The sequence below is a fragment of the Variovorax sp. VRV01 genome (assembly GCF_014852545.1).
GTDB classification, from domain to species: domain Bacteria; phylum Pseudomonadota; class Gammaproteobacteria; order Burkholderiales; family Burkholderiaceae_C; genus Variovorax; species Variovorax beijingensis_A.
Genome location: NZ_JACVBS010000036.1, coordinates 1 through 20,430, shown reverse-complemented (window position 1 = coordinate 20,430; position 20,430 = coordinate 1). Strand labels below are relative to the sequence as shown.

Here is a 20,430-nt window from a genome sequence, read left to right as displayed (position 1 = left end):
CCCTCACGGACGAATTGCCCAGAACTCCATGGCCAGCCCCGGAAAGTCGCCGGCCAGGTGCATTGCAACGCCGCCCGATTTTTCGAGCTGGCGCCACATGTCGCCGCTCTTGTCGAGTTCGAAATAGTGATAGCCCGCGTTGTATGGAATCTGGCGCGGCGCCACCGGCAGCGGCCGCACCGTGACGCCTGGCAGCTGCAGCTGCACGAGGTCGCGGATGCGCTCCACCGAACCGATCTTGACCTGCGTCGGAAAGCGCTGCTGGATGGCATCGGCGGGCAGGTTGGCATGCACCGCGAGCACGAAGCCTGCATTGCGCACCAGCACCGGATCGGGCATGCGGCCCACGCGCACGCCGTGGCTGCGCTCTTCGAGCTCGATGGCGATGGCGCTCTGCTCGAGCACGGCCGAGAGCGAGCGCCGCAGCTCTTCCATCAGCGGCCGGATGGTCTCGTTGAGATTGTCGTGGTCGTACTTCGGCCACACCACCGGGCGCCGCGTGGGCGAGGTGTGCGTGGCGAGATGGCAGGCCAGCTTGAACCAGTCGATGAACAGTTCCTCGGGGTGCACCTGCACCGCATGCTGCGCATGCCAGGTCGTTGCGAGATAACGGTTGACGAGTTCGAGCAGGAGAAAGTCGGAGACCTCGCTCACGCCGCCGCGGCCGGGCTGCGAGAGCCGCGAGGCCAGGGCCTCGGAGCGCTGCGTGAGCAGGCCGTGCAGTTCGGCGACCATGCTGCGCAGCATGGGGTGCGCCGATGCATCGAGCACCGGTGGAATGTAGTTGGCGTCGATCACCAGCTTGTGGTCGGTGCGCCGTTCGATCACGCGCACCGCGCCGATGGCCTGCCACTCGGCCGTGAGCGACGATGCGCGCGCAAGCCGCAGGCGCGGCTTCGCAAGCTGCAGCACCGCCGGGCCGAGCGCCACCGAATTGCCGTCGGCCACCTCGCGCTCGACCACACCGAAGCGCGCGGCCGAGCCCTCGTCGTCGGCGAAGATGATCTCTTCGCTGCCCGTACGGCGCAGCGGCAGCGCCAGCACGATGAGTTCATCGGTCAGGTCGCTCGGCACCTCGTAGGGCAGCGGCGCATCTTCGGCGCCGAAAGAGAACGGCGTGCCGTCGGGCAGCACGCCCGCGCCGCCGAGCAGCGACACGCGGCCGAGCGCGTGTGCATCGCGATCGATGTCCAGGTTGAGCCATCCCCAATAGGCACCTTGCAGGCCCGCGGTGCGGCGCGTGACGTACTGCTCGACATAGCGCTCCAGTTGCTGGAAGTGCTGGGGCCTCAGGTACATGCCTTCGGACCACACCACGCGATTCGCCAACGCCTGCGGAAGGGCGCCCTGCTTGCCGGCGCCCGGATTGCGAACTGTCACCAAAGAACCTCCTGGGGCATGCCCACGCTGAAGCGGGAGGTCTTGTTAACGACCTCCCGATTGAATCGGTTTTTTTCTCTGATGCTACACGGCGCTTCTTACGTTTTGCACCGCATTTAGCGTGCGAATTTCTCGCACTTTCTAACTACAAAGCCGTGAAATTAACGACTTGGTAGTAACTCGATGCCGCCCTTGCGGATCGCGATGCGCACGTTTTGCTCGCTCGGAGAAAACTGCCACACCTTGTAGAGATTGGTTTGCTTCGGCTCCTTGAGCGGCAGCACGATGCGCCAGCGAGCGGCCTCGAGCTTGCGGTAGCCCGCGATGATGCCGATGGCACGCGAATCGAGCCCGGCCTCGCGCTTGAAGACACGCTCTTCGCCGCTGCGCATGATGGCCTGGTCGGCGTTCACGAGTTCCGCGGCCAGCGTCTCGCGGTCGCGGTCCTGTAGTGCAAAGTAGTCTGCCGTCTCGAAGTTACCGGAAGATTTCAATTCGAAGACCTTGACGAGAATCGGCGCCGGCTGGCCGCGTCCGTCGGGGTTGACGCCATCGTCGATCCTGATGGTCACCGCGTAGGGCGTGGGCAATGACTTCGCAGTCGATGCGCATCCACTGAGGCCACCAAGCAACGGTGCGGTTGCAAGTGCGCCTTGAAGCAGGGTTCGTCGATGCATTGAGATCTTCCCTAGTGGTTCGCGGCCTATATTATCGAAGTCGTGCGCACCTACCGCGTCGCATCGCGTGCCTGTCGCATGACAGCGGCACACTATCTCAAGCATTGCCTTTTGCAAGGTAGGAGAGAAGATTGAAGTCATGTCTGCCTGCTTTGGCGTTCACCTTGGTTCTGGTTGCTGGTTGCACGACCACGCCGCCGCCCGAGCCGCCGCAACCCGAACGCCTGAGCCAGCAAGTGGCGCGCAGCACGCTCGAACGCGCGCAACAGGCCTATGACGAAGGCGACTACGCCAAGGCCATCACCACGCTCAAGAGCGGCGGCGTCTCGGTGTTCGACGCGGCCGAGCCCGCCACGCGGCTCGATGCCATGAAGCTCGAAGCCTTCAGCTATTGCGTGGCCAACCAGGTGCCCGAATGCCGCGCGCAGTTCCGCAAGCTCATGGATGCGTTCCCCAACTTCGACCTCACCGTGGCCGAGCGCAAGCACCCGGTGTGGGGCCCTGCCTTCGAGGCCGCCAAGCGAATGAAGCGTTGAACGCCGCAGGCGATGAGCCGCGGCACGAGCCGCGCTCGACATGAACATGGAGATGCCATGCGTTGGACGGTGATCGAACATGCCGGCAAGCCGGTGACCGCAGGCCCTTCGGCCTTGCTCGCTGCACCCGGCGGAACCATCGGGCGCAGTCCCGACAACCACCTGGTGCTGCCCGACGAGCAGCGCCAGATCTCGCGCCTGCAGGCCACCGTGCGCTTCGACGACAGCGGCGCGGCGGTGCTGCGCAACATGAGTGCGGTGCTACCCATCGGCGTCAACGAACGCACGCTGCAGCACGAGCAGGAATCGCCGATCGCCGAAGGTGACCGCGTGACCATCGGAAGCTATGTGCTGGTGGCGGGGAGCGGGCAACGCGCAGCAGTCGTGGCGCCCGCCGCGCCGCTGATGGCGGCGGCACCACCACCGGCCTCGCCTGTGCACAGCCCGCTGCCCGCCAGCGCCATGGCGCAGGCGCCCATGGACTCGCTGCTGCCCGCGGCCCCCGTCTCCGATGTGTTCTCGGACCTCTTCGGCGCCGGCGCGCTGCCGATCGGCGATACGCAGCCCGTGACCGTGGCGATGCCGCCACCGCCGGCCATGCCGGCACCGCCGCCCGCACAGGCATTGGCGGTTGCGCCGGTGCCTGCCGCGCCGCCATCGCCGGCCCCGTCACCGGCAAGCACGCAGACGAGCGCCTCGCAGATTCCCTCCGCCGCCGATTGGGATGCCATCCTCGCGAACGCGCCGCGGCGCGAGGCCAGCGCTGCCGAGCCCATGCCCGACCCGATGGCGCACGAGCCTTTCGAGCTGCCCTCGCAGGCGCGCAGGAACCCGGTCGATCCATTGGCCGAACTGAATCCGCAAGCGGAAGACGGCATGTCCGACGTGGCGTTCAAGCGCGGCATGGACCCGCTGTCCTTCTTTGCCGCCGACAACGACGCGCCCTCGCCGCTGTCCGATCCGCGCCCCACCGCGCTGACCCACGAAGATCCGCTGCACGACGTGCATCCGGCGATCGACCTGCTGTCACGGCCGCCGGCGCCACAGGGCTACAGCCATTCGAACCATGCGCGGGAACTGGCGGCGCAGTTCAGGCCGCCGAACCCGGTGCCCTTCGAGCCGCCGGCTGCGAAACCGGCCGAGCCGCAGGTGTCCGCGCAGGCCGAGCCACCACCGCCGCCGCCCCCGCCACCACCGGTGCCCGCCGCGGCCGCACGCGTGGAGGATGTCGCGCCGCCTCCTCCGAAGGCCGCGCCGACGGAGCCGCCCGCACCGCAGCAACCGAAGCCTGTTGCCGCGCCCTCGCCCGTGGCCGCGCCGCCAGTCCCTGCCGCGGCGCCGCCATCGGCACCGTCCTCTTCGGACGAACTCTTCAAGGCCTTCCTCGAAGGCGCCGGCGTGCCCGACGTGGCCGGCCAGCAGCCGCTGGATGCCGAAGCCATGCGGCGCCTCGGCCGGCTCATGCGCGCGTTCACCGACGGCACCATCGAGCTGCTCTCGTCGCGCGCCATGCTCAAGCGCGAAGTGCGCGCCGAGATCACGATGATCGTCGACGAAGAGAACAACCCCTTCAAGATCCTTCCCAATGGCCGCGCCGTGCTGATGCAGATGTTCGGCGCGCGTATGCCCGGCTTCCTATCGCCCGAAGCGGCCGTGCACGACGCGCTCGGCGACCTGCAATCGCATCAGCTCGGCATGGTGGCCGGCATGCGCGCCGCGCTGCTCACGGTGCTCAAGCGCTTCGACCCCACGGCGCTGAACACCGCCACGCCGCACGACGGCGGCCTGGGCGAGAAGCTGCTGCCCGGCGGCCGCGAAGCGCGCCTGTGGCGCCAGCTGCAGAAGTTGCATGCCGAAACCACCGCGGCCGTCGAGGACGATTTCCAGGCCGTCTTCGGCCGGGCCTTCCAGCAGGCTTACGACAAGGAGATGGAACGGTTGAAGGAGGCGCGCCGTGCTTGAAACCACCCCCCGCGCGTTCGCGGTGCCCATCTCGACCTCGCAGTTCTCCTGCGTGGGCGAGCGCAGCGGCAACCAGGACGCCATCGGCTACCACCTGGACGAATACAACGCCTGCTTCGTCGTGAGCGACGGCGTCGGCGGCAACGCGGGCGGCGAGCTGGCCGCGCGCATCGCGGTCGACACCGCGCTGAACACCTTCGTCGACAACCCCTCGGTGGCGCAGCATGACATCCTGCAGGCCGTGAAGGCCGCCAACGACGCCATCCTCGCCAAGCAGCGGGAGCTGGCCGACCAGAGCCGCATGAGCGCGACCATCGTCTCGCTGTTCGTGGACCGCACCAGCGGCCAAGCCTGCTGGGCCCACGTGGGCGACAGCCGCCTCTACTGGTTCCGCCGCGGCGCGCTGATGCAGCGCACCGAAGACCACAGCCTGTCGGAGCGCTCGGGCGAGGCTGCGCTGGGCAACGGAGCCAATGGGAGCGAACGGCTGGTGAAGAGCAACCTGCTGTACCGCGCGCTCGGCGCCCGTGCCACGGCGGAGACCACCGTGTCGACGCCGCAGCGCCTTGCCGACGGCGATGCGTTCCTGCTGTGCACCGACGGCCTGTGGCAGCTCATCTCGCAGCAGGTGATGGAACGCTCGCTGCAGCTCGCGGACAGTGCCGAGGAATGGCTCGCGCTGCTGCGCCGCGCGGCCGAAGCCAAGGCCGACGAGTCGCGCGACAACTACTCGGCGCTGGCGGTGTGGGTGGGGTTTCCGCAGCAGGTGACGCTGGCGGGGACGGCGCAGCCCGCGGCGCGCCCGGCCGCCTGACACCCGCATCTGCCGCGGCGCCGCTTTTTCAGGGTGCGAGCAGCAGCACCTTGAACTGGCTCGGCACGATGCGCATGCCCACCATGTTGCAGCGGTTCTGAACTGTGATGCTGGTTACCCGGGTCGCTGGCGTTCCTCTGAGCAGCACAGTAAATGCTCCGGTGATATGCCGCGATTGCTGCATGAACGTTTGCGAAACGACCCCACCCAGCGCGCCCGGCTGGTCGCCCAGTGTGATGGGAGTGGTGGTCGCCATGTTGTGCGCCGGCATCGCCATGAAAAGGATGTTCCAGGCATTGGGGATGGCCATTGGCCCGAGCGCCATGTTCGGAAATGGAACGGGCACCGGCGTCCGGCAGACGTCCGGAAAGGCCAGGTCCATTCCCATCAGTTGGCAATTGGCAAACATTTTTGAGCCTCCTTGATCAGCCCATGTGGATCTGCGACGCGTCGATCTTCACCAGTTCCTTGCCTGTCACTATCGTGTGCTGGCCATGTATGCGCACGGTGTCGGTTGCCTTGCAGTCCAGATGCCCCACGCGAACCTGCTCGATCTCGTCGGTCAGTCGCAGCGTATTGCGAGCCATCTGCACGATCCGATCCGCCACGGTCTCGAATACCCTGCCGACCATCCGCAGTCGACCGACCGTCGCGTCGGCCGCCTGAGCGGTGAAGTGCATTTCGTTCACCCGACAATGCCCCTGGCTGGCCTGCAGCGCCCATTTCGCACTCGCCATCTCCAACGTGGCTCCGCTTTGCAAACGGACGTTGCCGGTGCTTTGGATGGACACCGTCCCAAGGCCTCCGCCCAGTGTGAGATCGCCGGGCGCGTCGATGCGGCTGGCCGACGCGTCTGCCTGCTCGATCACGGCGATGAGATAGACGCGGTGAGGATCGGGACCGGACAACAGCACGGTGTCACCTGCTTCGGGCTTGAGCAGGCAGCTCGCCGCGCGGCGACATGACCAAACAATCCCATCCTCATCCTCGACACCAAGCCGTCCATCGGACATGAAGGCTGTCAGTCGTCCAATGAAGTGGACAGGAGTCGACTCATGGGGAACGGAACGCAGCGGAACGACATTCATGGTGGATTCCCTTTTGGTGTTGATTGGAGAATGGACGCGACTCGAAGCTCAATGCGAGTCCGACCAGGCTTGCGCCTTGTACAACTCCGGCTCGTTTTCGATGATGCCACCACGCCCGGAAAAGCGGGCTCCTTCCTGCACCGCACGATGAAAGCGCGTACGAAGAAAGTGCGCACCGCTCATGTTCGAGCCTGTCAGATCCGAGTTCGAAAAATCCGCATCCTGCAACTCGGCCCGCTGAAAGTCGGTGTGCGCGCAGCGGGCTCGATGGAAAACGCTCAAGGGCAATCGCGCGTCGCTGAAATTCACAGACTCCAGCTTGGCACCTACCCAGATGGACTGATCGAAGTGTCCACGTCGGCAATCGGCACCGGAAAGATCGGCTTCAGCAAATATCGTATTGCGGCCATCGGCGGCCGCGAAGGATGCACCCTGCAACGATGCACCCTTGAAACTGCTTTGCACGATGCTTGCGTTGGTGAAGTCGACCTGGTCCATCCTGGCGTCGGTGAACTGGCACAACCTGATCGCCTGGCCGGCAAAGACCTGGCGGCTCAGGTCGCACTCGGCGAACACCACGCTTTCACAGCTGACCCTGAGAAGTTCCGCCCCTGTGAGATCGATCTTGTGAAAGGACACAAAGGTCATTGCAGCTTCCGTGAAGCAGGTGCCGTTCAGCTCCGACTGAACGAAGCTCGCCTTGTCCAGGCGCCCCCCCCTCATCTGCGCCCCCCTCAATTGGCATTTGGCGAACAGCACCTGCGTGAGGCTCGCTCCATCCAGCGAGGCCCCAGCCAAGTCGGATTCCACGAAGCTTCCCCCTTCCAACATGGCTCGGTCGATCCGCGCCTCTTGCAGGGCGCATCTGAAGAACCGGGTGTCTTTCAGACTGCTTTGCGAAAGATCGCATCGGCTCATGAGGCAATGCGAGAGCATGCTGTCTTCCAAGTTTGCGCGCGACAGGTCGACTCCGCAAAGATTGACTCGTTCCAGCATCGCACCTGAAAGATCCAAGCCGCTCAGGTTCCAGTTTCTACCGTCGACACCGATGACCGGATTGCCGTGCCGGATGCGGTCTTGCAACTCATCCAGTGTCATGCCGCGCCTTTGGTGCGACGTGCCGGCCATATCTTCGCCCCCCGCGTGTAGGCTCCCTCGAGTGTGGTCGTTGCATCGACGAGGGCCTGCGAGACATCTGCCCGGAACAAATTGGCCCCGCTCAAATCAGCCAGACTTAGGATTGCTTTGGAAAGATTCGCATCGATCAGGTTAGCTCTGCGCATTGACGCACCGGTGAAGTCGGCGCGGATGAAAAGGCTCTCGCCTCCAACCGCACGGTCGAGTTGCGCAGTACGAAGGATGCATTCCGACAAGTCGCTGGTATCGAGTCGCGCGTCGTTGAGGTCAGCTCCCGTGAGATCGCATCCTCTCAGACTGCATTGCTTGAGCAATGCTCCGCGGAACGACACGGAAACCAGCGACGTGTCCTGTGCAAACGCACAGGCTTCCAGCGTAGCTCCGGCGTAATTGACAGCCTGGCTGCAATCCGTCGAAACGAAGGCGCAGCGGGTCAGCTTCGCACCCGCAAACGAGACACGCAGCAACCTGCACTCCAACCAGACGGACTGGCTGAGCGTCGCCTCGTCGAACGCGATGTCTTCCAGGGTCAGCCGCAACAGGCTCATCTGCTGCCATTCGCATCCGCGCATATCGCAAAGGGTGAATACGCTCTGTTGAAAATCCACCCGTTCGAGGGTGGCACCATCCAGTTTGCATTTTCGGAAGTGGATGCGCTGGCAATTGGCGTCGCGGAACTGTGCGTGCGACAGGACCGTTTCATCGAGCAGGGCGCCGGCTAGATTCGCAGACTCGAACCGTCCACGAATCGATGATGCCCGGGCCATGTTCGCGCGAACCAGAACCGCACGCGAGAAATCACAATCGTCCAGCAGTGCGCCATCCAGGTTGGCATCGGTCAATGTTGCTCCCGAAAAATTCGCGCCACGCAGGTCCATGCCGGACAGGTCCGCGCCAATGAGGTTCAAGCCCGAGAAATTCCGCTCTCCGGGTTGCGCTTCCAGTCGGCGACGTATCTTGGCCGCCCGGAAAGAGGTGAGCGGCGGAGCCCGGCCCGAAAGGTGCGCAGAATAAAGATAGCCTTCGCGAATCTGAGTCGACAGGCGCTCTTTCAGATCTTTTCGGTCCGACAGCGCCGTCGCTGTGGCATCGTCGGCAAGCGGCGGCAGTTCGTCGAATCGATCGAGCTGGCGGATCTGTTCATCGGGATCGACGTGAGTCGAGGTCGGATTCTGCGATTCCACGCCCGCTTCGCGAGCCATCTTTTCACCGAGATCATCGAGACGTTTTTTGTCCTCATCTGCGTCCTCCGCCTTCCGCCTTGCCTGCGCGATCTGTTGCTCCATGCGCTCCAGGAATTCGGGCAACTCGTCCAGTTCTGGAAGCTGCTCTGCTTGCGATGGCCGCGCTATGTACTGCTCGGGATCCAACCCTTCGGCGATCAGTTCGAGACGGCGCGCCTCGTAGTCGCGCAGGCGGCCGGCTTGCAGATTTCTCGGCATCGGCCTGTTCAAGACATCAGGTATCTGGGCGGCTTTCCAAGCGCCCAGAATACTCTTTGGCGCCAGGTCGCTGTCGCGCAACAGGTGCCCCGGATTGTTTTCCGGGTCGAGGCGCTTGAGCAGCACATCCTGATAGTGCTTTAGAGGCCGAGGCTCATTGCGCAACTCCAGCACAGGCATCATGTGCTTTACATCAGATGCATCGTCTTCGCCGATAGCGAGCGTGCCGTGCCAGACGAGTGCTGCGCGCTCTCGATGAGGGAAGAACCATGCAGTGGTCAGGCGTAGAGCCGTTTCCTGCAGGTCGGCACCATCCTTTCGAAAACTGCTGAAGCAGCGCGCTTGCCAATCCGGCAATCGACCGCGCATGGCGGGAATCTCCGGGTGCATGTTCATGATTTCGTATGCTGCGCCCGGTGGAAACTCCTGGCGTGCGTGCCACCGCTGGTCCGCAGGAGCGGCGTTGAAGTATCTCCAGTCCATGTCCTCGGCGAACCCCGGAAATCCATTCTGCAGCCAGTCCGCTCCGTACCGGGTTCCCATCAGGCGCATGCGTTGCGGCCAGTCGGGAGGGATTCCCCCCAGCCCGGCGGCAATGGCATGCTGGTCACGCTTCGTTATCCGGTGGCGCGGATCTTCCACGTTCGGGAGGCGCCGGGTGCTGATCCCGTTGACCACTTCGTCCACAGTCCCGATGCCCAGGGGGTTTTCCGCAACTCCGGGCCCGCCGTAGGCGCGGCTCCAATCGACAGGCATGCTGTCGAAGGGTTGTGGATCAGTGGACTTGCCGCCAAGCCAATAGCGGTCGCCGAAGACGGTCAGCGATTTCTCGAGATCGGCGACACGAATGCGGACGGCACAAGCGGATTTTTCCGTCTGATGCGCCGTGTAGGCGTGGCCGCTCACGAGGAACTCGGGTTCTCCCTTGGGAACACCCAAGTCAAAAACCGCGCCTGCTCCGATTTCTTCCGCGACCATTTCCCAAAGTTCCTGTTCCGACAGAAGCTGAGGATCGTCGCCAAGCCCGATCATGGCGATGACCGATATGCCCAGGACGTCTTTTTGCTGCCAGCGGTAAGGACGGGAAAGAATGCTGAGGCGAAAGGGTTTGACAATCTTCATATCAAGAGATCGGCCAACTCATCCTTTGCAACTGCGCAGGCACGAGCGACGAATATCTACTGCTTCGTGTAGTCAATGGCTACCTCTTTTGTCTGGGCATCGATTCGTGCAGAGATCTCTCGGCCCGGGACAAATGTTGGGATCTTCAGTGCGGGCACCGAGATAAAAGTTTTCATCTCGTACTCGGCGCCATTTTCCGGATATATCCGGAAGTGCACTTCCGCGTAGATGTAGTGCGGCCGCATACGTACGCCGGTGTCGGAAATCGACAGGATTCTTGCTCGCACAGGCGAACCAGTGTTCAGTATTTGTTGGGTTCGCTCGTCCTGCAATGCATGACTGCCCCTGATCCTTCTTTCAAAGCTTCGTCCGCCGGCAAAGACAAAGAAGACCAGAAGTATCAGCGCAACAACGATCAGCAGGGGAAAGTAGACGCTCACACGACTTCCTTTTTGCACTCCTACAGCACGCCAAAAAACGATTTGGCAAAAATATGGAACGCGCCGACATTCAACTCGACTCCCGGATTCGGCGTGTGCACCGCTGTCACGGTCTGTGTATAGACACCTACGCTGCAGGAAGCGCTGAAGCGGTCGAACTTCACGCCCGCCGTAATGACTTGGGTCAGATTGTTGAAATTTGCGAAGACAGAGTTGCTGTTGTTAACCCCGAAGGTTCCGCTTGATATGCCGGTCATGGTGATGGCCGTAGGGGACCAGTCCCAAAGCAGAAAGCGGTTCACCCGCTTGACATGGTTGCCCTCGAAGGTGAAATCACCCGAGGCTTTGATGTTGACGTCACCCTCTGTCGCTTCAATGGTGACGGCCTTTGCCTTTCCCTCGTAGTTGCCCGCCGAAACCGTGGAAATGTGGTCGCCGGTTTCGATAGTTTCCGTCAGGCCGTCCTTGATGCTGTCCGTGCCCCCGCCACTCAGTATCTTGCGGTCCCAACCCGCCTTGTAGCTCTCCCACCGCTTGCCCTGCCACGTCTCGAGCGTGGAGTCACCTGTCTTCACGCGCTCGATCATTCCCCCCTTCACGTCCACATGCAGGGCCTCGTCGAAGGTTTCGTGGCGCAACCCTGCCTTGACCTCTACCGTCGAAGTGCCGGTTTGCACGGTCTCCGTGGCACCCTTGTCGGTCGTGATCTCGATGCCATCCTTGAAAAAATGCTCGGTCAATCCACCCGACACTTCGAGCTTCGAGCCGGTCCGGTACATCGCATGGTCAAGGCCCGCCTTGACGGTCGTTGTGCGCGCTTGTCCAACGGTCAGCGCTTCGTTGCCGGTGATCGTAGTCGTGCGATCGCCGGCGATGGTGTCGCGCTCGTCCGCCTCCACATCGATTTCGAAATCCTTCTCGGCATGAATCCGGACCAGCTCGCAGCCCGGCGCATCGTCCAGGATGAACTCGTTGGCATTTGCCGGCGTGCCGTCCTGGCTGCGGCTCACGAAGCCGCTCACGGTGACCTTTGCAGGCAACTCGAGCGGCGGCATCTGGTCGGAGTTGTAGACGCGGCCGATGATGATCGGCCGGTCGGGGTGGCCGCCGATGAAATCGACGATCACTTCCTGACCCTTGCGCGGATGATTGACGGCGCCGTAGTTCGAGCCAGCCCAGGCGCTGGAAACGCGCACCCAGCATGAGCTGTTCTCGTCGCTCTTGCCATAGCGGTCCCAGCGGAACTGCACCTTCACGCGGCCGTATTGGTCGACCCAGTATTCCTGGCCCGCCTTGCCCACCACGGTGGCGGTCTGCGGCCCGTTGGTGCGGGTCATCGGCGTGACGCGCGGCGGACGGAATGCATACGAGGTCGGCTGCACGGCGAAGCTGAAGCTGTAGTGGCTCTCGGCCGCACCGCTCTCGTACCCGCCTTCGCGCAGTGCATAGGACACCGACACGATCAGGTATTCGCGGTTGTCGTCCTGCCGCGGGCAGTTCTGCATCGTGAAGCGGTAGCCCGGCGCCATGCCGCGCACGCTGGAATGGCCGACGTCGCGTTCGGCCTGCGATTGCGCCTCTTCGAGCCGGATGCGCGAGTAGTGCTCGCCCTGCTCGACCTCGCTGAAGCCGCCCAGCCATTCGTAGATCTCGTAGGTGTCGTGGGGATTCCCGCGCGGCTGGCTGCGCATGCCCATGAGGTCGGCCTTCGACTTCTTGAAGTCGTAGTCGTCCACCACGTAGGTGCCAGGACGGATTTCCTCGGTCACCTGCCACTGGTCGATCACTTCCTGGAACGGGTCCGGGTTGCGGTCGGCTGCAAGATAGCTGATCTTCGGATAGCCCGGCAGGGTGTCGTGCGCGCCGATGTCATCGGCAAGCACCAGCGTGTGCTCGCCCTTGTCGTGCTTGAAGTAGTAGTAGATGCCTTCGTGCTCCATCAAGCGGCTCACGAAAGCGAAGTCGGTCTCCTGATACTGCACGCAGTACTCCCACTGGCGGTAGTTTCCGCTGAGCTTCTTCTCGAAGGCGAAGTTGTAGTCGGCGAACACTTCCTCGAGGATGTCGACGACCGACTTGTTCTGGAAGATCTTGCAGTCGCTGGTGCGCGTGAGATACCAGAGCCAGGGCCGCACCGTGGCGCGGTACAGCACGTAGCGCGAGGTGCCGCCCTCCTTGCCGACCATCGTGAAGCGAACGATCTGCCCGTTCAGGAAACGAGGCTCGCCGGCCGTCTGGATTTCAAGCGAGAGCGGCTTGCCCAGCACGGCCTTCATATCGAGCGACACGCTCGGGCTCAACAGGTCGACCTCGAACTCGAACAGCTGCGACAACCCCTCGGTGCCGTGCATCGATCGGAACAGGAGCTGGTCTTCTCCCAGCGGCGTGTGGGCTTTGACGACTCTGTTGGGCATGGCTTATTCCCTTCTTCGCTCAGCGTTCAGAAAATTCGTAGTGGAAATCGTCGTTCGCCGCGCTCAACCGCACGCCGGCGAGCTTGCGCGCGCTGACTGTGGCGCCGATGACTTCCTCGCTCAACCGCGGCAGGATGGTGTGCGTGAGGATCGCATCGATCATCCGCCCACCCGATTCGATGGCGGTGCACCGGCGCGCCACCAGTTCGACGGCGCTGTCGTCGTAGTCCAGCGCAATGCCATGGTTCGCATCGAGGCGGGTGGCAATGCGGTCGAGCTGGAGGCGAATGATGCGATGCAATGCATCGGCTTGCAACGGGTAATAAGGCACTACAACCAGCCGGCCCAGCAGCGCCGGCGCGAACACCTTGAGCAGCGGTTCGCGCAGCGCGGCCGCCAGCGGCTCGGGGTCGGGACGCAGGGTCGGGTCTTCGCACAGCTGCATGACCAGGTCGGTGCCGACATTGGAGGTCATGATGATCACGGTGTTGCGGAAATCGATGTGGCGGCCCTCGCCGTCTTCCATCCAGCCCTTGTCGAACACCTGGAAGAAGATCTCGTGCACGTCGGGGTGGGCCTTCTCGATCTCGTCGAGCAGCACCACGCTGTAGGGCCGGCGGCGCACGGCCTCGGTCAGCACGCCGCCCTCGCCGTAGCCCACGTAGCCGGGCGGCGCGCCCTTGAGCGTGGAGACGGTGTGCGACTCCTGGAACTCGCTCATGTTGATGGTCACGAGGTTCTGCTCGCCGCCATACAAGGCCTCCGACAGCGCAAGCGCAGTTTCGGTCTTGCCCACGCCCGAGGGGCCGCAGAGCAGGAACACGCCCACCGGCTTGTTCGGGTTGTCGAGCCGCGCACGCGCGGTGCGGATGCGCCGCGAGATGGTCTCCAGCGCATCGGGCTGCGCGACCACGCGGGCCGAAAGTATTTCACCGAGGCGCAGCACCGATTGCGCGTCGTCGCGCACCATGCGGCCGATCGGAATGCCGGTCCAGTCGGCCACCACGGTGGCAATGGCCTGCGCGTCGACGGCGGCCAGGATCAGCGGCGATTCGCCCTGCAGCTGGACGAGCCGGTCCTGCGCCTGGTCGAGTTCGGCGCGGATCTCTTCGGGTGTTCTCCCGGGTTCGGGTGCAGCGGCCTCGGCGTCCAGCGGCGCGTCTTCATCCGCCGCGTCGCCCTGCTCTTGCGTTTCGGCCTGCACGGGCACCGCCGCCGGCGACAGCTGCTTGCGCAGCGCCACGATGCGCTCGACGAGCAGGCTTTCTTCCGCGCGCCGCTGCTCGAGCAGGTCGAGCTCGGCCTGCGCCGCAGCCACCTGGGCCGCGATGTCCTCCACGCGCCGGTGCTCGCCGACGCCGATCGCCGCTTCGCGCCCGGCAATGCCCGACTCGATGCCCAGCACCTCGATGCGGCGCTGCAGGTCTTCGATGGCCGCGGGCAGCGCATGCTGGCTCAGGGCCACGCGCGCGCAGGCCGTGTCGAGCAGGCTCACGGCCTTGTCGGGCAGCTGGCGCGCGGGAATGTAGCGGTGCGACAGGCTCACGGCCGCTTCGAGCGCGGCGTCGAGGATGAGCACGCCGTGGTGCTTCTCGAGCTCGGCCGAAATGCCGCGCAGCATGACCACGGCCTTGGACTCGGTGGGCTCGTGCACCTGGATGGTCTGGAAGCGCCGCGTGAGGGCCGGATCCTTCTCGATGTACTTCTTGTACTCCGACCAGGTGGTGGCGCCGATGGTGCGCAGCCGCCCGCGCGCGAGCGCCGGCTTCAGCAGGTTGGCCGCATCGCCGGTGCCCGCCGTGCCGCCCGCGCCGACCAGCGTATGCACCTCGTCGACGAACAGCACGATGGGCTTGGGGCTCTTCTCCACCTCGTCGATCACCTGGCGCAGCCGCTGCTCGAACTCGCCCTTCACGCCCGCGCCGGCCTGCAGCAGCGTGGGGTCGAGCACCCAGAGCGACACGTCCTTGAGCGACGGCGGCACGTCGCCCGCCGCGAGCCGCGAGGCCAGCCCTTCGACCACCGCCGTCTTGCCCACGCCGGCTTCGCCGGTGAGCAGCGGATTGTTCTGCCGCCGGCGCATCAGGATGTCGATGATCTGGCGGATCTCGTCGTCGCGGCCGTAGACCGGATCGAGCTCGCCCGCGCGCGCCTTGGCCGTCAGGTCGCTCGCGTACTTGGCGAGCGCCGAGCCGCCCGCGGCGGCGCCGTCGCCCTGGTGGGATGCCGCTGCAGCGGCAGGCCCCGGCGCAGCCGCAGCGTCGAAGTCGTCCTCGGGCGAGCCTTCGGTCCACGCGGGAAGCTGGGCGATGAGCACGTCGGGCACGATCTTGTCGAACTCGCGCGAGATGCCCGAGAGCACCTGCCGCAGCCCCGGCGTCTTGACGATGCCCGCGAGCAGGTAGGCACCGCGGATCGATGTGGCCTCGAAGCGCAGGCTCGCATAGACCCAGGCGCGCTCGACGGCGTTGTCGACGTGCTCCGAAATGTCGCTGATCGAGGTGGCGCCGTGCGGCAGCCGGTCGAGCGCACGCACGAGGTCCTGCTCGACCGCATCGAGGTTGAGGCCGGCGCGCCTGACGATGCGCAGCAGGTCGCTGTCCTGCAGTTGCAGGATCTGGTGCAGCCAGTGCACCAGTTCCACATAGGCATTGCCGCGCAGCTTGGCAAAGGCGGTGGCAGTCTCCAATGCCTTGTAGAGCATCGGATTCAGCTTGGAGAAAAGGGAGACGCGGCGGATATCGGTCATAGGGCCATGGAAGAAGCCTCGGCCGCCGTGGAAGCAGCCGATGCGGAACGGGAATACAGGGCTTCGGGCTGGAACAGCATGTCGCCGGCATCGGTGGGCGAGAGGCGCGTGCCGAGCCAGCTGCCCCAGCCCAGCCGCTGGTCGCTGCCCAGCTGCATGCCGAGGGCTTCCTGCTTCCTGAGCACGAGGCGCAGCTCCCAGGCGAACTCGATGCCCACGTACTGGCGCACCCAGTCGACCACCTGCTGCAGGCGCCTGCTGCCCGGCAGGAAGTCGCGGAACTCGCTTTGCGAGAGCGGCCCGAGTTCGAGGCGGAACTTGCCCTGCGCATCGCGCACCGCCAGCCCGACAGTGGCGCCGGCGCCCAGTTTCTGGTTGCGGCCGGAAGTGCCGATGCGGCTGACCTCGCGCTCGTCGAGCATCACCCAGTCGCTCACGAACTCCTCGATGCGCACGGGCACGTCGAAGTACAGCCGCAGGATCTGGATCAGGCCCTCGGGGTTGCGCGTCTGGCGCACGAGGTGCCCGGCCATGAAGGTGCGCGCATGGTCGGCGATGCGGTCGCGCTCCTTGAGCCCCGGCTGCCCCATGTTCATGAGGCTCGCCACGTAGTCGACGAAGCGGTGGCCGTCGGGGCGGTCCAGGCTGTTGACCGACTGGGCATCGGCCCAGGCCCGGTAGAACAGCAGGATGAGCCGGTGGTGGAACAGGTCGGCGAAGGCGCTGAGCGTGTTGTCGCTGTGGTGGCGCTTGCGTTCGCGCGCGTACTCGGTCAGGTGCAGCGGCAGCGGCCCGTTCGGGCCGAACAAACCGAAGCCGTAGATCGAGATGCGCGGCGGACCGTCGCCGTCGACATCGACACCCGAGACGTTCGACGGCGCAAAGGCCATCGAAGGCTCCTGCCCCAGCCGCAACGGCTCGTCGAGCGGACGCGGCGCGCGGCCCAGCAAGGGATGGCCGCCGTGCGCATCGAGGCGGCGCAGCAGCATGAACAGGTCGTGCTCGAAAGGCTGGTCGACCAGGCCGGCCCACAGGACCGGGTCGGCCTCGGGAGCGCCACGGCGCGGCGCGCGTGCCGCAGCGTCCTCGGGCGCGATCGGCGGCGCCTGCTGCGAATCGTCGGCGAGGCCGGCTGTGCTGCTCATACTCATACGGCGGGACGGCGTCCGATGCGCGGCGCCCAGCGCGCGATCTCGCCGCGCTGCAGGCTGGAGAGCGCGAACTCGGTGAACGCGTTGAGCGACACGTGCCGGCTGAAGAACTGCTCCAGCACGGCGCCGAAAAGATAGGGACTCGCGCCCGAGAAGGCCACTTCGTCGATCTTCAGCGCGATTTCCACGCCGCGCCCGAAGACGATCGGTCCCGGCTCGGGCAGGCGGCGGAACACCGGCGCCAGCGCCATCGAGCGCACGCCCTGGATCTGGCGGCGCACCGCCGGGTCGGCCAGGTTGCCGTAGAGGTCGAGCATCTCGCGCAATGCGGCCGCGCCCTGCGTGGCGTCGATGTCGGTCAGGCTCAGGTAGTTGAGGCCCAGGTGGCTGATCAGGCGCCAGGTCAGCGCGCCTTCCGCCAGCGCGGGATAGGGCCGCGACGGCCCGCGCAGGATGCGGATGCCGCGCACCGGCGCCGACACGCGCAGCGAGAAGTCCGACTCCAGCCCCGTCGGCAGCAGCAGCGGCAGGTCGCGGTTGGTGCACAGCGCATCGATCGTGATGTGCCGCAGGCTGTGCGGAAAGGGCGCGTCGTGCTGGTCGACGAGCGACACGTACACCTCGCTGCCGGTGTAGCTGGTGCGCGTGCCTTGCGCGCGTGCGCGGTCGGACACCAGGCGCGGCTCGCGGCGCAGCGAGAAGTATGCGCCGAAGTCGCCGTCGTCGGCCGCGAACGAGCCCAGGAAGGGCCTGAACTCGCGCTCTTCCGAGCCGCTTGCCATGTGGCCCGTGACGCGCTCGACGGTGAAGATCTCGAAGTCGCGCGGACGCGTGCGGTCGATCACCGCATGGTGCTCGTGCTGCCCGGGCCCCACCGGAATGCGGTCGCTGCGGCGCGGCACCAGGTTGATGATGGGCGTGCAGAACAGCGAGAAGTGCTTGGCGTCGACCAGCCGCTCCAGGTCGGCGTCGGCGCGGTCGAGCAGGATCACGATTTCCATCGTGGTGCCGCCCATGGCCGAGGCCGCCGCGCGCAGGTTCTTCACGCTGAAGAACAGGTAGCGGTCGGGGAACGCGAAGTACTCGTGCAGCAGCCGGTAGCCCTGGAACGAGCGCGCGTCATAAGGCAGCAGCGCCTGCTCGGGATCGAAGCCCTCGTGGCGAATGGCTTCGTCGCCGAGCGGAACGATCCGCGCCTTGCTGCCCGGGCCGCTGCGGCACACGGTGCCGATGCTGTGGTGCACCGCGAGTTCGAGCACGCGCAGCGCGTGCAGCTCCGCGCCCGAAAGAAAGAACTCGAGCCGGTCGATCGGCAGCTCGGCGAACGTGGTGCCGCCCACCGCTTCGAGCTTGATGGTGATGGCGCTCCTGGCGCGCTGGGCGACCGCGGGCATCGCATGCGCGATTTCCGCCGGCACGGGGCCGATGCTCGCATCCGCGATCCTGATGGGCCACAGCGTGACCTCATGGCCGGTTCGGAATTCGCAGGCCGTCTGCTCGCCCTTGATCATGCGCCCGCGCATGATCGTGTGGCGCGGCAGTTCGTAGCCGGCCTTCAGCGAGCCTTCATTGAGGTTGCCGTCGATCTGCACCACGGCCATGGCGGGCAGCGGTGCGAGGAAGTTGGGGTACACCACTTCGAGCAGCCGCTGCGAGAAGCGCGGAAACTCCGCATCCATCTTGAGCTGGATGCGCGCCGTGAGAAAGCTGAAGCCCTCGAGCAGGCGCTCCACGTAGGGGTCGCTGACCTCGATGCCGCGCATGCCCAGCCGCCCGGCGATCTTCGGGTAGCGCTGCGCGAACTCGGCACCGAGCTCGTGCATGTAGGTGAGCTCACGGTTGTAGTAATCCAGCAGCCTCGCGTCCATTCAGAGGCCCCCGGTCGGACGCAGGATCATGTGGCCGCTCTCGAGGTCGAGCTCGGAGCGCAGGATGAATTCGATCGGATAGGGCACCGACCACAAGGTGCCGCGGATCTCGAGCGCAAGCAGGTTGTGGTGCTCCAGGTCAGTGGCGTCGGTGACGCAGCGCACGTCGATGCTGTCCTTCATGATGCGCGGCTCGAAGTCGACGATCGCGGCGCGGATGGCCGCCTCGACGTCCGCGAAGTTGACCTCCGACATGCGTCCGCCGGCCCAGCCGCGCACGCCGTAGTTCACGACCGAGCGCCGCGCGCGCGGCATGGCGTTGATGGTGTGGTCCGCACCGAAATTGGTGGTGTTGAGCAGCCACTGCAGGTCGCGCAGCACCGAGTCGCGCAGCAGCTTGCCGCTCATGAGGAATGCACCCGCGCGCTCCTGGCGGCTTTGCGGCTGCTTGTCGGTCAGGCGGTCGAGCAGCACCGGCTGCAGGCGGTCGCGCGCAACGCTTTCTTGCTGGTCGCCATCGGCCTCCATGGCCTGGCGGCTGGCTGGCAGGACGGAACTCACTGCGCAGCACTCTCGGCAGGCGCGAACTCGACGAGGCGGATATCGAGCAGCGAATGGTCGCCGGCTTCGCTGATCAGCGTGCGCTGGCCCACGCCGGCGTATTGGTCTTCACCGGTCAGCGGCAGCCAGTCGGTGCGGCGGCCCAGGGTTGTTTCGTCGTCCAGCGCATCGAGCGCACCGGGATAGCGCACCGGCACCAGGCCGTTGAGCCCGCGGCCGTCATGCAGCACGATCTCGGCCGGCGCCCAGAGCAGGTCGACCAGATGCTGCGGACGGGAGAACTTGAGGCGCCGCACCGCCGGCAGCGGCAGCCACGCATAGCCCGAAGGCGTGAGGAGTTCGAGCGCGGCGCCCATGCGCACGTCGCCGTCGCAGAGCCAGGCGAACTCGCTGCTTTGCACCGGCTCGCCGTCGATGGCCTGCACGGCGCGCGCGTCCGACCGGTCGACGCAGTTCAACGTGCCCTGCAATGCGGGCGCATCCTGCCGCGCGGCCTCGCGCAGGTCGGCCGCTTCGGCGGCGCGTTCGGCCGGCAGCGCGGCGGCAGCGATCAGCGCCGCGACCCAGCCGGCCTCGCCGGCCACGACGGCCGGCGCCCGGCCGCCATTCCAGAATTCGGTTCGATGCCGCTCGGCCGCCAGCGCCATTGCGCAGGTGGCACTGGCGGGAGCAAAGGAGGGATCGATCTTCGCGGCCAGCTTGAGCTGGTCTTCAGCCCGCTGCCAGTCGCCCCGCAGCGCAAGAAAGTGGCACAGGGCAAGCCGCAGGCTGGCATTCTGTGGACTCGCGCGAATCTGCCGCTGTACCCATTCGGTGTGTTCGGCCACGGAGCGCTCGCCCAGCACTGCAAACCCATCGCCCATGAAACTTCCTCTTTGACTCGCGCACGGCCGCGGGGCCGTCGACAACTATCTGCAGGCGACCGGCCCGCGGCATGCGCGGACCGGTCGGGAACAAGCAAGAAGGGGAATCAGGCTTCCCGGTTTTCCTTGATGTTCCAGGCCAGCACGGTTTCGGCGCCCTTGCCGCCCTTGTCGGTCTGCTCCCAGTACTGCTGCTTCACCTTGGCCGCCTGGAACGCGAACTGCA

The 20,430-nt window shown here is 65.4% G+C and carries 16 protein-coding genes and 1 pseudogene; 3 read left to right on the top strand and 14 right to left on the bottom strand.

Going from position 1 to position 20,430, the window contains the following annotated elements; translation table 11 throughout:
* Nucleotides 1-3: 3 nt before the first annotated feature.
* Complete coding sequence (tssK, locus tag IB278_RS32920; RefSeq protein ID WP_145738565.1) at nt 4-1,383, bottom strand: type VI secretion system baseplate subunit TssK; 1,380 nt, start codon at nt 1,381-1,383, stop codon at nt 4-6.
* Between the two features lie 158 nt (nt 1,384-1,541).
* A complete protein-coding gene (gene tssJ, locus IB278_RS32915; RefSeq protein WP_225613335.1) occupies nt 1,542-2,198 on the bottom strand; it encodes a type VI secretion system lipoprotein TssJ in 657 nt (218 codons plus the stop codon).
* 23 nt (nt 2,199-2,221) lie between these two features.
* Between tssJ and IB278_RS32910 the strand changes: the two genes are divergently transcribed.
* Genes IB278_RS32910 through IB278_RS32900 form a run of 3 tightly spaced genes read left to right on the top strand, consistent with a single transcriptional unit; the run spans nt 2,222 to nt 5,369 of the window.
* Nucleotides 2,222-2,593: a TssQ family T6SS-associated lipoprotein gene (locus IB278_RS32910; protein ID WP_225613334.1), complete on the top strand. Its 372-nt coding sequence runs from the start codon at nt 2,222-2,224 to the stop codon at nt 2,591-2,593.
* A 57-nt stretch (nt 2,594-2,650) separates the two neighbouring features.
* Nucleotides 2,651-4,555: a type VI secretion system-associated FHA domain protein TagH gene (tagH, locus tag IB278_RS32905; protein ID WP_192328503.1), complete on the top strand. Its 1,905-nt coding sequence runs from the start codon at nt 2,651-2,653 to the stop codon at nt 4,553-4,555.
* Nucleotides 4,548-5,369, top strand: a complete 822-nt coding sequence (locus IB278_RS32900; protein ID WP_145738570.1) for a PP2C family protein-serine/threonine phosphatase — start codon at nt 4,548-4,550, stop codon at nt 5,367-5,369. The genes tagH and IB278_RS32900 overlap by 8 nt, the downstream gene beginning before the upstream one ends.
* 28 nt (nt 5,370-5,397) lie before the next feature.
* On the opposite strand, the gene IB278_RS32895 is transcribed toward IB278_RS32900, so the two are convergent.
* From IB278_RS32895 to IB278_RS32840, 12 genes and pseudogenes are all read right to left on the bottom strand, one after another.
* The gene (locus IB278_RS32895) at nt 5,398-5,778 is read right to left on the bottom strand and encodes a DUF4150 domain-containing protein (RefSeq protein WP_192328500.1); all 381 of its coding nucleotides are present in this window, start codon (nt 5,776-5,778) and stop codon (nt 5,398-5,400) included.
* A gap of 16 nt (nt 5,779-5,794) precedes the next feature.
* Nucleotides 5,795-6,457 carry a DUF3540 domain-containing protein gene (locus tag IB278_RS32890; RefSeq protein WP_192328497.1) on the bottom strand — a complete coding sequence of 221 codons (663 nt, stop codon included), beginning with the start codon at nt 6,455-6,457 and terminating at the stop codon, nt 5,795-5,797.
* 48 nt (nt 6,458-6,505) lie between these two features.
* The gene (locus IB278_RS32885) at nt 6,506-7,555 is read right to left on the bottom strand and encodes a pentapeptide repeat-containing protein (protein WP_192328494.1); all 1,050 of its coding nucleotides are present in this window, start codon (nt 7,553-7,555) and stop codon (nt 6,506-6,508) included.
* A complete protein-coding gene (locus tag IB278_RS32880; RefSeq protein WP_192328491.1) occupies nt 7,552-10,158 on the bottom strand; it encodes a DUF2169 domain-containing protein in 2,607 nt (868 codons plus the stop codon). The genes IB278_RS32885 and IB278_RS32880 overlap by 4 nt, the downstream gene beginning before the upstream one ends.
* Before the next feature lie 56 nt (nt 10,159-10,214).
* Entirely contained in the window at nt 10,215-10,598 is a 384-nt protein-coding gene (locus IB278_RS32875; protein ID WP_192328488.1) for a hypothetical protein, read from the bottom strand.
* Between the two features lie 20 nt (nt 10,599-10,618).
* Nucleotides 10,619-13,012, bottom strand: coding sequence for a type VI secretion system Vgr family protein (locus tag IB278_RS32870; protein WP_225613333.1), 2,394 nt, complete (start codon nt 13,010-13,012; stop codon nt 10,619-10,621).
* A gap of 19 nt (nt 13,013-13,031) precedes the next feature.
* Nucleotides 13,032-15,761 carry a type VI secretion system ATPase TssH gene (tssH, locus tag IB278_RS32865; protein WP_145738582.1) on the bottom strand — a complete coding sequence of 910 codons (2,730 nt, stop codon included), beginning with the start codon at nt 15,759-15,761 and terminating at the stop codon, nt 13,032-13,034.
* Complete coding sequence (gene tssG / locus IB278_RS32860) at nt 15,758-16,912, bottom strand: type VI secretion system baseplate subunit TssG (RefSeq protein WP_192328485.1); 1,155 nt, start codon at nt 16,910-16,912, stop codon at nt 15,758-15,760. The genes tssH and tssG overlap by 4 nt, the downstream gene beginning before the upstream one ends.
* Nucleotides 16,909-18,780: a type VI secretion system baseplate subunit TssF gene (gene tssF / locus IB278_RS32855; RefSeq protein ID WP_192328482.1), complete on the bottom strand. Its 1,872-nt coding sequence runs from the start codon at nt 18,778-18,780 to the stop codon at nt 16,909-16,911. Before tssF ends, tssG begins: the two co-directional genes overlap by 4 nt.
* Nucleotides 18,781-19,308 carry a type VI secretion system baseplate subunit TssE gene (gene tssE, locus IB278_RS32850; protein ID WP_192328517.1) on the bottom strand — a complete coding sequence of 176 codons (528 nt, stop codon included), beginning with the start codon at nt 19,306-19,308 and terminating at the stop codon, nt 18,781-18,783. It abuts the gene before it with no gap.
* A gap of 29 nt (nt 19,309-19,337) precedes the next feature.
* The gene (locus IB278_RS32845; protein ID WP_145738587.1) at nt 19,338-20,204 is read right to left on the bottom strand and encodes a type VI secretion system accessory protein TagJ; all 867 of its coding nucleotides are present in this window, start codon (nt 20,202-20,204) and stop codon (nt 19,338-19,340) included.
* A 107-nt stretch (nt 20,205-20,311) separates the two neighbouring features.
* Nucleotides 20,312-20,430: pseudogene (locus IB278_RS32840) on the bottom strand (type VI secretion system tube protein Hcp); the annotation flags it as partial.